The 13,209-nt window shown below is 66.5% G+C and carries 10 protein-coding genes; 7 read left to right on the forward strand and 3 right to left on the reverse strand.

The window, feature by feature from the left end; all coding sequences use genetic code 11:
* Together WFK98_RS16460 and WFK98_RS16465 are read right to left on the reverse strand one after the other, a co-directional pair.
* Window positions 1–834, reverse strand: a complete 834-nt coding sequence (locus tag WFK98_RS16460) for a substrate-binding periplasmic protein (protein ID WP_336800990.1) — start codon at window positions 832–834, stop codon at window positions 1–3.
* Between the two features lie 166 nt (window positions 835–1,000).
* The gene (locus tag WFK98_RS16465) at window positions 1,001–2,428 is read right to left on the reverse strand and encodes an RtcB family protein (RefSeq protein WP_336800991.1); all 1,428 of its coding nucleotides are present in this window, start codon (window positions 2,426–2,428) and stop codon (window positions 1,001–1,003) included.
* Window positions 2,429–2,736: 308 nt separating this feature from the next.
* Between WFK98_RS16465 and rtcR the strand changes: the two genes are divergently transcribed.
* The 4 genes from rtcR (at window position 2,737) to WFK98_RS16485 (ending at window position 7,035) form a co-directional block, all read left to right on the forward strand.
* Complete coding sequence (gene rtcR, locus WFK98_RS16470; RefSeq protein ID WP_336800992.1) at window positions 2,737–4,338, forward strand: RNA repair transcriptional activator RtcR; 1,602 nt, start codon at window positions 2,737–2,739, stop codon at window positions 4,336–4,338.
* Window positions 4,339–4,722: 384 nt separating this feature from the next.
* Window positions 4,723–5,640, forward strand: a complete 918-nt coding sequence (locus WFK98_RS16475) for a polysaccharide deacetylase family protein (protein WP_336800993.1) — start codon at window positions 4,723–4,725, stop codon at window positions 5,638–5,640.
* Entirely contained in the window at window positions 5,637–6,122 is a 486-nt protein-coding gene (locus WFK98_RS16480; RefSeq protein WP_336800994.1) for an ureidoglycolate lyase, read from the forward strand. Before WFK98_RS16475 ends, WFK98_RS16480 begins: the two co-directional genes overlap by 4 nt.
* 1 nt (window position 6,123) lies before the next feature.
* Entirely contained in the window at window positions 6,124–7,035 is a 912-nt protein-coding gene (locus WFK98_RS16485) for an allantoinase PuuE (RefSeq protein ID WP_336800995.1), read from the forward strand.
* A 71-nt stretch (window positions 7,036–7,106) separates the two neighbouring features.
* On the opposite strand, the gene WFK98_RS16490 is transcribed toward WFK98_RS16485, so the two are convergent.
* Complete coding sequence (locus tag WFK98_RS16490) at window positions 7,107–7,769, reverse strand: GntR family transcriptional regulator (protein WP_266338857.1); 663 nt, start codon at window positions 7,767–7,769, stop codon at window positions 7,107–7,109.
* A 379-nt stretch (window positions 7,770–8,148) separates the two neighbouring features.
* Between WFK98_RS16490 and WFK98_RS16495 the strand changes: the two genes are divergently transcribed.
* The 3 genes from WFK98_RS16495 to WFK98_RS16505 are packed head-to-tail and all read left to right on the forward strand — an operon-like array spanning window position 8,149 to window position 13,105.
* Window positions 8,149–9,483, forward strand: a complete 1,335-nt coding sequence (locus WFK98_RS16495) for an aspartate aminotransferase family protein (protein ID WP_266338858.1) — start codon at window positions 8,149–8,151, stop codon at window positions 9,481–9,483.
* Window positions 9,484–9,506: 23 nt separating this feature from the next.
* The gene (locus tag WFK98_RS16500; RefSeq protein WP_336800996.1) at window positions 9,507–11,486 is read left to right on the forward strand and encodes a hydantoinase/oxoprolinase family protein; all 1,980 of its coding nucleotides are present in this window, start codon (window positions 9,507–9,509) and stop codon (window positions 11,484–11,486) included.
* Between the two features lie 17 nt (window positions 11,487–11,503).
* Complete coding sequence (locus tag WFK98_RS16505) at window positions 11,504–13,105, forward strand: hydantoinase B/oxoprolinase family protein (protein ID WP_336800997.1); 1,602 nt, start codon at window positions 11,504–11,506, stop codon at window positions 13,103–13,105.
* Window positions 13,106–13,209 lie beyond the last annotated feature (104 nt).

Raw genomic sequence — 13,209 nt, forward strand, 5'->3', positions numbered from 1 at the left:
TCAAACACCCCGGCTGGCGCGATAGCGCGCGATGATTTCATCGGTCTTCATCACGGCGCCGCCCTGCGAGATGTCGAGGAACAGGTCGACGAAGGCGGCGAGATGCGCGGCATCCGGGCGGATGCCGATCGCCAGCGTGTCGGTCTTGTCGTTCAGCGTGATCGACCGCGCCACGACGGTGAGCGAGGGATCGTCGACGAGCAGCTTCTTGATCTCGAAATCGTCGCGATACGCCATGTCGATCTCTCCGGCCCGGACCGCGTCGATCATCGACGTCCAGTCGGCGAACTCGCGGATGCTGGCCTTCGGGAAACTTGCGCCGGCGAATTCGGCGAAGGCCGAGTGGCCGATGACGCCCAGCACGCCGCTGAAATCGCGGATGACCGGCTCCACCGGCTGGCTGCCGGCCATGCGCGCCAGCCGGACGCGGTTGGCGATCAGGCCGTGGTTGAATACCGCATAGGGCCGCGAATAGCGGATCAGGCGCCCGCGCCGCACCGTGCGGCTCAGCTTGCAGATGGCGAGATCGGCGGCGCCGTCGGCGATCTGGTCGACCGCTTCGTCGAAGGTCCTCGGCTGCCGGTCGAAGGTGACATCGGCCTCGAGCGTGCGCGCGATCGCTTGCGCGAGCGTGACGTCGATACCGGCATTGTCGGCGCCGGCGGCCTCGAAGAAGGGCGGCGACGCGAAGCTCGGCATCGCGACCCTGAGCGGCGTCTCGCGATAGATGCGGGAGAGATCGCTGAGCGGTTCCGCGAAGGCGCGCGGCATGGCGATGGCGGCCAGCGCCCCGCCAAGCAGACCGCGCCGGGAAAGCGTCAGAGGGCGCCGCATTGCGAACATCGATGTCATGGGTCCAGCCGCCAGATCAAAGATTGGCGCCACCCGTCATCCAGCGCCCTGCAACTCACGCTAGAGCAGCCTGGTTAAGAAACTTTCGTAAGGGAACCCTCCTGCTGCCATTCCCGGCCGTCGCCTGCGCGACGGCCGGGAGCCACGATCAGCCAGCCTTCTGCGCCTTCCGGCGGCGCCAGGGGGCATCTCTCCCGATATCGCCGGCCATGATGCAGCCATAGGGCAACACCTCGTCGACGATCTCGGCCAGGCCATAGTGCTCGATCTGCGCCCGCATGGCCGCAGCGTTCTTGTAGGCGCTCGGCAACTCGGACACGTCGGCGTTGCCGCAGAAGAAGCGGACGTCGAGGCCTGCCGTCTCCCTGGCCAGGATCGCGGCGATGTTGTTCGGGCTCAGCCCCCGGGAATCGGCGCCATGTTCCTCGACAAGCGCCCGGATATGGGCGCTGCGCGAGACGTTGCGTCCGGCTCCATGCGGCGAGAAGCCGAGGCCCCGCGCCGCATTCGATCCGCGGACGACGAGCACGGGCTCCGCCATGTTGAGCGGAACGAGCGTCAGCGCGGTGGCGTCGTCGGCCCAGCCGTCGAAGGCCGGCGTCGCCCCCTTGCCGTGGTAGAACAACCCGTCGGACTTTCGGAAGACGAAGTTGTGCTCGTTCCAGAAGCGGTCGCCAACGCGCGTATCCAGTTTTTCCGCCGCCATGTCGTGCAGCGCATAGTGGCTCTCCCTGGTCCAGAGGCGGATCGCCTGCAGGGCGGACCAGTAGGCCTCGCCCTCTTCCGTATCGGCCGGGATCCAGGCGTTGATCGGCGCGGTCTCCGGGGAGAGCCGTTCGCGAAACCGGTTCGCGACCTTGATCCCCCGATCATAGAGGCGGGCTCCCGGCCCCCGCGATCCATGATGGGTCACGAGCGCGGTCTCGCCGCTCGACTTCAGCGTGCCGACGAAGGCGAAGTGGTTGCCGTCGCCCTGAGTCGCGAAATGCGCGATCGCTCCCTCCAGGCCGCTGTAAAGATAGCGGTTCTCCGAAAAAGCGGCGAGCGTCGCGTCGGAGGGACGGAAGCGCCCCATCGGAGAGCGCCCTCCCGCACCGAAATGCGTGACCGCATGGATCGCATCGAGAACAGACTCCGGATCCAGCCCCGGAAAGGTCGAGATCGCCATGGAGCAGCAGATGTCGGCGGAATGCATGCCCGGGTGAATGCCGTCCGACGCGACGACACCGCCCACCGGGATCGTCCCCACCGGCCCAGCCGGGCAGGCATCGGGCATGATCGCGGCCGCGCGCACCACGGGCGTGCGAACCAGGGCGCGCATCGTCGCGCTGACCTTCTCGACATTGCCGAGCTCATAGGCCGTCTCCGCGGCAATGTTCGCGTAGATCGGGACATCATTCTCACCCTTCAGGGGCAAAGCGGGCGCGGGCTCAAAACGTCGCGCCGCCGCGAGGGCATCGGCCATCGAGCCGCCCTGCCTCAGGATCGCATTGGCCGCGTCGAGCGCCGGGCGAAACCACTTGCCCTGCGCCATGCCCGCATCGATCAGGTCCTGTCCGCTGATTACTTCGATCATTTCACATTCTGCTTCTGTCGCAGTCCTTCTGGTTTTCATTTGTCGTGCATCGCTCGAATGACGGCGGCGACGGGAATGGACGAAATGCGGATGACCCCGCTCATCCCTCGCTTCCGGTCACGCCCGGATCATTTCAAGCGATGTGCCAACCGAAGCAACGCTGCCTTTCCAGCACCGAATTTTCTGCTATCTATATGAATTATATAGATAATATCTGCCAGAGAAGCAGCAGCCATTCGAATTTGCGGCGGTGGGGATGCTCCATTATTCTATCCAGAGAGATAGAGAAATATCGAAATGGATAAGCCATGAAACGGCGCGTCGCGATCAGCATCCTCGGCACGACCCTCGATGTCGGCCGTCGGCCGGAGCGGTGGGAACGCTGGCGCCCGAACGTGGCGCTCTGCCAGCAATCGGGCCTCTTCATCGACCGGCTGATCCTGATCCACGACGACAGGGCGGAGCCGCTGGCGCGCAGCATCATCAAGGACATCGAGACCGTCTCGCCGGCCACGGACGTGCGCCAGCACATCCTCAACTTCCGCGATCCCTGGGATTTCTCGGAGGTCTATACCGGCCTCCGCGACTTCGCCCATGGCTATCCGTTCGACCCGGATTCCGAGGATTATCTCGTCAACATCACGACCGGGACCCATGTCGCCCAGATCTGCTGGTTCCTCCTCACCGAGGCGCGGATCATACCGGCGCGACTGCTGCAGCTGTCGCCGCCGCGGGACCGGCAGGCGGAAGGGGACTATTCGGGCACGCATGCCGTCATCGACCTGGACCTCTCGCGCTACGACGAGATCGCCAGGCGCTTCGCATCGGAAAAGGCGGAGGCGACATCCTTCCTGAAGTCCGGCATCTCGACCCGCAATCCCGCCTTCAACCGGATGATCGATGAAATCGAACGGGTCGCCATCCGCTCCGCCGCCCCGGTCCTGCTCATGGGACCGACCGGCGCCGGCAAGTCGCAACTGGCGAAGCGGATCTACGAGCTGAAGAAGTCGCAGCGAAAGGTCGGAGGCGCCTTTGTCGAGGTCAACTGCGCCACGCTGCGCGGCGACCAGGCGATGTCGACGCTGTTCGGCCATGTGAAGGGCGCCTTCACCGGCGCGGCCACCGATCGGGCCGGACTTCTCAGATCCGCGGACAAGGGGGTGCTGTTCCTCGACGAAATCGGCGAGCTTGGTCTCGACGAGCAGGCCATGTGCCTGCGCGCGATCGAGGAGAAGCGCTTCCTCCCCGTCGGCAGCGACCGGGAGGCCTCGGCCGATTTCCAGCTGATCGCCGGCACCAATCGCGATCTGGGCGAGGCGGTGCGCCAGGGCCGGTTCCGGGAGGATCTCTTCGCGAGGCTGAATCTCTGGACGTTTCGGCTGCCGGCGCTGCGCGAGCGCAAGGAGGATATCGAGCCGAACATCGAATTCGAGCTCAGGCGCTTCCTCGAGCGCGAGGGTCAGAACGTCACCTTCAACAAGGAAAGCCGACAGCGCTATCTCGCCTTCGCGACCGGGCCGGAGGCCAGCTGGAGCGCGAATTTTCGCGATCTGTCGGCATCTGTCACCCGCATGGCGACGCTGGCCGCGCTGGGGCGCATCACCGCCGACGTGGTCGACGACGAGATCGGGCGGCTACGGGCGGCCTGGTGGCCCGCCTCCCGACCGGCGGCAGACGCCATCCTGACGGAGGTGCTCGGAACGGAAGCGGCGGCGCGGATCGACCCTTTCGACGCCGTGCAACTCGCGGCGGTCCTGCATGCGTGTCGACGTCATGCCAGTGCGAGCGCCGCCGGTCGCGAATTGTTCGCCCGCTCGCGCGAAGCGAAGAGGAGCAACAATGACGCGGATCGGCTGACGAAGTATCTCGCCCGCTATGACCTGCACTTCGATCAGGTGAAGCAGCGGTGACGCGCTGAGCAGCCGACGCGCAAAACCGGAACGCCCTGGCCGCGCGCTGCGCGCCGGGCAACAGGCCCGACCAGCCGACTAGCGGGCGCTTGCTGCTCACAAAACGGGCGCAATGCCCGCCATCTCACTTTGTTTTGTGATATCATATCTGATTATCATCACGACCGTGTCTGTCCCAGGTCGGCCGGTTCGCTTGTTGTCTTCCATCCTCCCATCGGCAACTTCCCTTCGGATCAAGCGGCTTCACGGCCGGATCGGCGCCGGGCGCGGAAGCGCCGCCGCATCGGCCGCGCTCCGTCGCAGGAACCGGATCGCAGGCTGTCGCGCCGGAGCGAGGATCGGGCCCGGAGACAGCCCATCATCCCATCCCGATCCCGGAGCGCCATGAGCATGACCGCCATCGACAGCGACGCGGCGCGGATTCGCGCGCGCATTCCCTATTCCCCGATCACCGACCGCCCCGCCCTGCGCCTGCCGGGCGACGCGCGCGTCGCCGTCTGGGTCATCGTCAATGTCGAGAACTGGAGCCCGGCCGCGCCGCAGCCGCGCACGGTGCTGCCGCCGCCGATGGGACAGCCGCTGCTGCCCGACATTCCGAACTGGGCCTGGCACGAATACGGCATGCGGGTCGGCTTCTGGCGTTTCGTCGAAGTGTTGCGCCAACGCGGCATCAAGGCGAGCTTCGCCGTCAACGGCAGCGCGCTCTCGCTCTATGAGCCGGCCTGCCGGGCGGCGCTAGAAGCCGGCTGGGACTTCATGGGCCATGGCTATGTCCAGCGACCGATGCACCGGCTCGACGACGAGGCGGAAGCCATCCGCGCCACCATCGAAGCGATCACCGCCTTCACCGGCAAGCCGCCGCGCGGCTGGGAAAGTCCCGGCCTGACCGAGACGATGGCGACGCTCGACCTGCTGCAGGCGGCCGGCATCGAATATGTCTGCGACTGGTGCCTCGACGACCAGCCTGTGACCCTTCAGGCCGCGGGCGGGCAGATCGTCTCCGTGCCCTACACGGTCGAGATCAACGACGTCGTGATGAGCGCCGTGCAGAACCAGCCTTCCGACGAGATCTTCCGGCGCGGCGTCGACCAGTTCGACCGGCTCTATCTCGACGGCGAAGCCGCGCCGCGCGTCATGGCGATCACCATCCATCCCTATCTGACCGGCGCGCCGCACCGGATCAGATATCTGGAGAAGCTGCTCGACCACATCCTCGGCCATGAGAAGGTGGTGACGTGGACCGGCGCCGAGATCCTCGACTGGTATCAGGACGAGCAGCGCCGCCTGGGCGCCGCGACATGAAGCCGGTTCTGGTAGAATCGATCGACGCCATCGCCTTCGCGCCCTTCGGGTCGATCGTCGCCCATGCCGGCGGCGACGACCGCGACTACCTGCCGCTCGACCTGACGGCGGGCGAGGATCTGCGGGCGCGGAACTGGACGATGCGCCTCGCCGGGCATCCGGGCGACGGGCTCGTCGTCTCGACGCTGGAGCGTCACCCCGCTTCGACGCAGGCCTTCGTCACGCTGGGCGGCGACGGGCTGCTCGCCGTGGTCGCGCCGACGGCGGCGGATGGCGGCCCGGACGCGAGCGGGCTCCGCGCCTTCCGCGTCCCGCCGGGAAGCGGCGTCATCTACCACCGCGATACCTGGCACCACGGCATGGTAGCGCTCGGCCGTGGCAGCGACGTCTTCATCGTCATGGGGCTGCGCGCGGATGGCCGCGACACCGTATGGGCCGAGCTTTCAACGCCGGTGCCGGTCACCGGCCTGATGGGGAACTGACATGGACGACGCCCATCTCGAACGGGATTTCGTCGGCTACGGCCCGATGACGCCGGACCCGAAATGGCCCAATGGGGCCCACCTCGCCCTCAACCTCGTCATCAACTACGAGGAAGGCTCGGAAGCCTCCTTCCCCGATGGCGACGGGGTCAGCGAGTCCGCGCTGACGGAGGGCGGCGCCGGTGGCTTCGCCGGCCGCGACCTCGCGGCGGAGTCGATGTACGAATATGGCAGCCGGGTCGGCATATGGCGCGTCGTGCGCCTGCTGGAAGCGCGCCGGATGACGGCGACCGTGTTCGGCTGCGCCGTCGCGCTGGAGCGCAATCCGCAATTCGCCCAGGCGATCCCGAAGCTAGGCTTCGACGTCTGCTGCCATGGCCTGCGCTGGGAGCGGGTGCAGAACCTGAGCGAGGCCGAGGAGCGCGATCATATCGCGCGCGCCATCGCCAGCATCGAGGCCACCACCGGCAGCCCGCCGGCAGGCTGGTATTGCCGCTACGGGCCGAGCCTCAACACGCGGCGCCTGCTGGTCGAGCATGGAGGATTCCTTTACGATTCCGACGCCTACAACGATGAGCTGCCCTACTGGACGCAAGTGGACGGCAAGCCGCACCTCGTCGTTCCCTACAGCCTCGGCACCAATGACGTGAAATTTGCGCGCGGCGGCATGTCGACCGGCCAGCAGTTCGCCGAATATCTCTGCGACAGCTTCGACATGCTCTATCGCGAAGGGGCGACGGCGCCGAAGATGATGTCCGTCGGCCTGCATCTGCGGCTTGTCGGCCACCCGGGCCGGGCCGCCGGCCTCGAGCGCTTCCTGGATCACGTCGCCCGGCACAAGGACGTGTGGGTCTGCAATCGGGCGGATATCGCCCGGCACTGGCGCGCCAACTTTCCCCCTCCGGGGGCGTAGGCGGCCTTCGCTGCCGTGCGGTTCTCCGGGGTCGGCGGGCTGTCCGCGTGCGGATGGCCCGTGCCGCCCGCCTAGACTCGCTCCTCGCTTGCCCGCGCGCTCATCAGCGCCCGGGCCCACGCCACCTTGATCGCGCTCAGCCGGTCGACCAAGAGCCGCTCCAGTCCGGCCGAATCGCGGGCCTCGATCAGATCGACCATGCGACGGTTCTCGACCGGCAGGAGCCGCTTGCGCTCGGGCATCAGGTCGAAGAAGGAGGCGGACGAGGACTGCCAAGCCCTGTCCCACAGTTCCTCGACATGCTCGCGCAAGAAGGCGTTCGGCGTCCGCGCCATCACCGCCGTGTGGAAGGCGCGGTTGCGGCGCGCCACCGTGACGGGATGATCGAGATCCTTCTCGAGTTCCTCGATCAGGGCGCGCAACTGCCGGATCGATTCGGCGTCATGCTCGGGAACCGCCATCACGCAGGCGGTGATTTCGAGATGCAGCCGGACCTCCTCGATTTCCCACGCGGTGCGGAACGAAAGGCGCGCGACCTCGGCACTGCGGTGCAGGTTCATGATCACCAGCCCGTCCTTCTGCAGGAGGCGCAGCGCCTCGCGCACGGGCATTTCGCTGAGGTTGAGCTCGCGCGCGATATGCGTGAGCCGCAGCGGATCGCCCGGACGGAAGACGCCGTCCAGGATCTGCCTGCGGATCATCTCATAGGCGTGTTGGGTCTTGGAAAAGTTCATCTAGGGCGCTCGCCTCGGCGACGGTTCGGGCCTGTCCATTCGATAAATCCCGTTGCCATCCTGTCCGCTACGAAGCTCCGAGTGTCAACCGGCGGATCGGCGGGAGCCGGGCCGACCGACGCCTCGGCGCAGGCCTTCCGGGCACGCTCGCGCCGGTTGCACCAACAAGTCGCAGCCATGGCCCATTTCCGCGGCGGATTGCGCATCCGCCCGGCAGCGCCTCGAGGCTCGAAGGTCGGCCGCCTCATATAGCGCCCATCGTGCACAAAATTCAATCTTGCCCAATATGCGCTCTCCGGTTTGATATCATATCAAATATCGGATCGCGGCGACGGCCTGTCGGGCGCCGGACCGCGACAGGCTGGAAGGAAGGCAACGCATGCTGACGTCGAACTATATCCCGAGCGAGCGCACCGCCCGCTCCAAGGCACTATGGGAAAGGGCCAGCCGGGTTGCGCCGATGGGGGCCCAGGGCGACGGCAAGTTCTATGCGCCCTATCCGCATTATCTGGCGCGCGGCGCCGGATCCCGCCTCTGGGATGTCGATGGCAACGAATACATCGACTACTGGAACGGCGCCGGCCCCTGCGTGCTCGGCCATGCCGACGCCTTCGTCGATGCGGCCGTGGCCGAGACGATGCGGACGCGCGGATCGGTCTTCTGCGCGCCGCACGAGCTCGAAGTGGAGCTGGCCGAGAAGCTCGCCGAGATCATTCCCTGCGCCGAGGTCTCGGCCTTCCTGAATGCCGGCTCCGACATCCTCTACATGGCCGCGCGCCTCGCCCGCGCCGCCACCGGCCGCAAGATCCTCGTCAAGTTCGCCGGCTCCTATCACGGCTGGTACGAGGACCTGCTGTTCAATGTCTCGTCCTATGACAAGCCGGCCGACAATCGCGGCCAGTACCAGCCGATCGCCGAATCGGTCGGCATCACCGACGAGACCCGGGCCCAGATCCGCGTCCTCGAATACAACGACATCGCCGCCATCGAGGAACTGTTCCGCACCGAAGGCGACCAGATTGCCGGCGTCGTCGTCGAGCCGGTGATGCACGGCCCCATGACGGGCAACATCGATCCGCTTCCGGGCTTCCTGGAGAAGCTGCGCGAGGTCTGCACGCAGTATGGCGCGCTGCTGATCTTCGACGAGATCCTGACAGGCTTCCGCCACGGCCTCGGCGGCGCGCAGAAACTGCTCGGCGTGACGCCGGATCTCGCAGCCTTCGGCAAGGCCATCTCGAACGGCACCCCGATCGCCGCGCTCTGCGGCCGCCGCGATGTCATGGAGCATCTCGCTCCCGCCGGTCGCGCCTTCTTCTCCGGCACCTATAACGGCAACGCCGCCTCGGTCGCGGCCGCGCTCGCCACGATCGAGCGCCTGTCGGACGGACAGGTCTTCGACAGGATCTGGACGCTGGGCGAGCGCATGCGGGCCGGCATCGCGGCGTCGATCGCCAGGCACGGCGCGGTCGCGAATGTCCGCAACTACGGCTCCGTCGTCGCGCTGCACAGGACGAATGTGCGCGTGAACTCGTTCGGCGACATCTGGCGCTACCACGACATGTCGGATGCCGTCGATCTGGCCTCGTTCCTGTTCGAGAACGGCATCTACGCCAAGCCCCGCCGCACGCAGCGCCTGCTGATCTCCGGCGCCCACACCGAAGAGGACATCGACCGCACCGTCGATGTCTTCGATCGATATTTCGCCGGCAAATAAAAACAGGAACTGGTACCCAGATTATGCAACGAGTTGGAATCGATATCGGCGGCACCTTCACCGACATCGTGGTGTTCGACGAGAGCACGGGACAGGTCCGCCGCTCCAAGACGCCGTCGACGCCGAGTGCCCCCGAGGATGGCTTCATCAACGCGCTCGAGAAGGCCGGCGTCGCCGTCGACGACGTCAGGGCGCTGGTGCACGGCACCACGATCGTCACGAACCTCATCCTGGAGCGCGACGGCGCCCGCGTCGCGCTGATCACCTCGCACGGCTTCAGCGACGTGCTCGAGATCATGAGGGCTACCCGCCCCCTTCCCTATGACCTCGGCTGGCGCAAGCCGACGCCGCTGATCCCGCGCGCCATGTGCTTCGAGATCGACGAGCGCATCATGGCCGACGGCACCGTCGTGCGGCCGCTCGATCCGGAAAACGTCGCTGCTGTCGTCGACCGCATCCTCGCCGAGGATGTCGACGGCATCGCCGTCAGCCTGATGCACGCCTATCTCGATCCCAGCCACGAGCAGATGGTCGAGGCAATCATCCGCGCGAAGGCGCCGCACCTGCATGTGTCGATCTCGTCGGCGATCTGCCGCGAGATCCGTGAATATGAGCGCGCCAACACCACGGTCGCGAACGTCTATTCGATGCCGCGCGTCCGCCGCTATGTCTCGGCGCTGCGCGAGCGCGTCGGCAGCGACAGCCTGGTCAACTATCTGAGCTCGGAAGGCGGCATCCAGGACGGCGAGGAAGCCGCCCGCCGTCCCGTCACGCTCTGCGTCTCGGGTCCCGCCGGCGGTGTCCTCGGCGGCGCCTTCGTCGGCGAGATGACGGGCCATCGCAACCTCGTCACCGTCGACATGGGCGGCACCAGCTTTGACGTCGCCGTGATCCGCGACGGCCGCTTCGAATTGAAGAACACCTTCGAGATCGAATGGGGCCTGCCGGTCAAGACGCCGACCATCGACATCAAGACGATCGGCGCCGGCGGCGGCTCGATTGTCTGGATCGACGAGGGCGGCGCCTTGCGCGTCGGACCGCAGAGCGCCGGCGCCGAGCCCGGCCCGGCCTGCTATGGCCGCGGCGGCACCGAATGCACGGTGACCGACGCCAATCTCGTGCTCGGCCTGATCAAGCCGGACGGGCTGATGCCGCTGGACAAGAGCCTGGCCGAAAAGGCGGTAAAGAAGATCGCCGACCATTTCGGCGTCTCGATCCAGGAAGCGGCCGAGGGCATCTACCGCGTCGTCAATGCGCTGATGGCGTCGGCGATCCGCCAGATGACCGTCGAGAAGGGCGTCGATCCGCGCAGCTTCGCGCTGGTGCCGTTCGGCGGCGCCGGTGGCCAGCATGCCGCGGTGCTGGCGCGCGAGGTCGGCATTCCCACCATCCTGCTTCCCAACATGCCGAGCGTCTTCTCGGCCTTCGGCATGGTGAGCGCGCCGATCAAGATCAGCCGCTCGGCCAGTATCATGAAGCCCCTGGCCGAGTTGACCGTCGCCGACCGCGCGGCATTCTTCGCGGCGCTCCGGGCCGAGGTCGCGGCGACCGCGCCCGGCATCGACGCGGGACCGCCGCGCTTCGAATGCGTGCTCGACCTCAAATATTCGAAGCAGGCGCACGAGATCAGCGTCGTCGTCGAGGAGGACTGGTCGAACGAGCAGATCACCACCGCCTTCGAGGATCGCCACTTCCAGCTCTATGGCACGCGCCTCGGCCATGCCGTCTCGGTGGTGACCGGGCGCCTGACCGCCATCTCGGAGCTCCCGCGCCTGTCGCTGGGCACGGATTCGGCCGCTGTCGAAACTGACGCCGTGCCGACCTCGCGGACCGCGCTGACCGGCGTCGACGCTCCGGTCGCCGTCTTCGACCGCACCACCCTGCTGCCCGGCATGCGACTTGCCGGACCCTGCCTCGTCGAGGAGGTCGACACGTCCTTCTACGTCCCGGAAGGCATGGTCGGAACCGTCGACGCCTACCGCAACCTGATCATCGCCACCTGAAGGGCACCGAAAAGACCATGTCCAACCTCGATCCCTTCACCCAGCAGATCATCCGCAACTATCTCTTCTCGACCACCGAGGAGATGATCCAGACCACGGTGCTGACGGCCTATTCGCCGACCTTCTCGGAAGGCTTCGACTTTTCCTGCGCGCTGTTCGACCGCTCCGGCAAGATGGTGATCCAGTCGCGCGGCGTCGGCGTGCACCTCGGCTCGCTCGTCGGCGCCATGCAGGCGATGGTCGCGAAGTTCCCCGAACCGGTCTCCGGCGATGTCTTCATCACCAACAACCCCTATCTGGGCACGCACCAGTCAGACGTGATCGTCGCGCGGCCGATCTTCTGCGAGGCGCAGCATGTCGGCTTCGCGGTCAATATCGGCCACTGGACCGATATCGGCGGCATGAGCGCCGGCGGTTGCGCCGGCACCTCCACCCATGTCGTGCAGGACGGCCTCATCATCCCGCTGTCGCGGCTGTTCCGCGCCGGCGTGCTGGTCGAGGAAACGCGCGACTTCATCCTCGCCAATGTGCGCCTGCCGGAGGATGACTGGGGCGACCTGATGAGCCAGCTTTCGGCGACGGCCATCGCCGAGCAGCGCATCCAGTCGCTCGCCGAGCGCTACGGCGTCGACGCCGTGATCGACGGCATGAGCGCGTCGATCGACTACTCGCGCGCCCGCTTCCTCGCCAAGATGCAGGAGGTGCCGGACGGCGTCTACGAGGCGGTCGACTACATCGAGGACGACGGACTTTCCGACGCCCGCTACCCGATCCAGGTCAAGGTCACCAAGAGCCCCGAAGGCTTCCTGATCGATTTCGAGGGCTCGGCGCCGCAGGCGCCGACCCCGGTCAACGCCACCTTCACCTCGGCTCGCGCGTCCGCCTATGCCGCGATCGTCGCGATCGTCGATCCGGCGACCCCGGTCAATGCCGGCATCTTCGACCTGATCGAGATGCGCGCGCCGGAACGCAGCATCGTCAACGCCGCTTGGCCGGCGCCGGTCTATGGCTGCACCTTCGAGATGGCGAAGCGCGTACCCGAGACGATCCTGAAGGCCTTCGCCGACAAGGTGCCGGAGCGCGTGGCGGCCGGAAGCCATGCATCGGGCAACAATCTCGCCGGACGCGCCGTCGATCCAAAGACCGGCGAAGACCTCGTCTGGTACAACTACTACGAGGGCGGCCAGGGCGCGACGACCGCCGCGGACGGCAACGACGCCGTCTATTTCTGGGGCGAAACCTCGCACAACCAGCCGATCGAGGTCTGGGAGCACAAGTACCAGGTGCTCGTCGAACGCTACGGCCTGCGCGATGGATCCGGCGGCAACGGCAAGCACAAGGGCGGCCGCGGCACGGTGCACGAATACAAGCTCCTGCAGGACCACTACCTCTCCGGCCTCGGCGATCGCCACCGGGTCGCGCCCTGGGGGCTCTCCGGCGGTGAGCCGGGCGCGCCGAACCGCTGGACGCTCCGCCGCGACGGCATCACCAAGGATCTGGCCGAATGGTACGGCCTGAAGAGCCCGTCGAAGTTCTACAATATCCACCTCCAAAAGGACGATGTCCTGATAATCGAAACCGGGGGTGGCGGGGGATACGGCAAGTCAGAGGCAGCGTAGCATCCAGACTATACCTTTTATACATCGATCAAAACGATACAAAAGAGAGTGGGACGAGCTATGAAGTTGTTGCGATCTGTAATGCTAGCCTCGGCGCTTGCGCT

It is taken from the genome of Kaistia sp. MMO-174, assembly GCF_037147815.1.
Lineage (GTDB): Bacteria > Pseudomonadota > Alphaproteobacteria > Rhizobiales > Kaistiaceae > Kaistia > Kaistia nematophila.

Coding starts and splice junctions, on each gene's coding strand:
- WFK98_RS16475 (WP_336800993.1), top strand. CDS start 4,723: ATGAGCATGACCGCCATCGACAGCGACGCGGCGCGGATTCGCGCGCGC.
- WFK98_RS16485 (WP_336800995.1), top strand. CDS start 6,124: ATGGACGACGCCCATCTCGAACGGGATTTCGTCGGCTACGGCCCGATG.
- WFK98_RS16500 (WP_336800996.1), top strand. CDS start 9,507: ATGCAACGAGTTGGAATCGATATCGGCGGCACCTTCACCGACATCGTG.
- WFK98_RS16480 (WP_336800994.1), top strand. CDS start 5,637: ATGAAGCCGGTTCTGGTAGAATCGATCGACGCCATCGCCTTCGCGCCC.
- WFK98_RS16460 (WP_336800990.1), bottom strand. CDS start 834: ATGCGGCGCCCTCTGACGCTTTCCCGGCGCGGTCTGCTTGGCGGGGCG.
- WFK98_RS16490 (WP_266338857.1), bottom strand. CDS start 7,769: ATGAACTTTTCCAAGACCCAACACGCCTATGAGATGATCCGCAGGCAG.
- WFK98_RS16465 (WP_336800991.1), bottom strand. CDS start 2,428: ATGATCGAAGTAATCAGCGGACAGGACCTGATCGATGCGGGCATGGCG.
- WFK98_RS16495 (WP_266338858.1), top strand. CDS start 8,149: ATGCTGACGTCGAACTATATCCCGAGCGAGCGCACCGCCCGCTCCAAG.
- rtcR (WP_336800992.1), top strand. CDS start 2,737: ATGAAACGGCGCGTCGCGATCAGCATCCTCGGCACGACCCTCGATGTC.
- WFK98_RS16505 (WP_336800997.1), top strand. CDS start 11,504: ATGTCCAACCTCGATCCCTTCACCCAGCAGATCATCCGCAACTATCTC.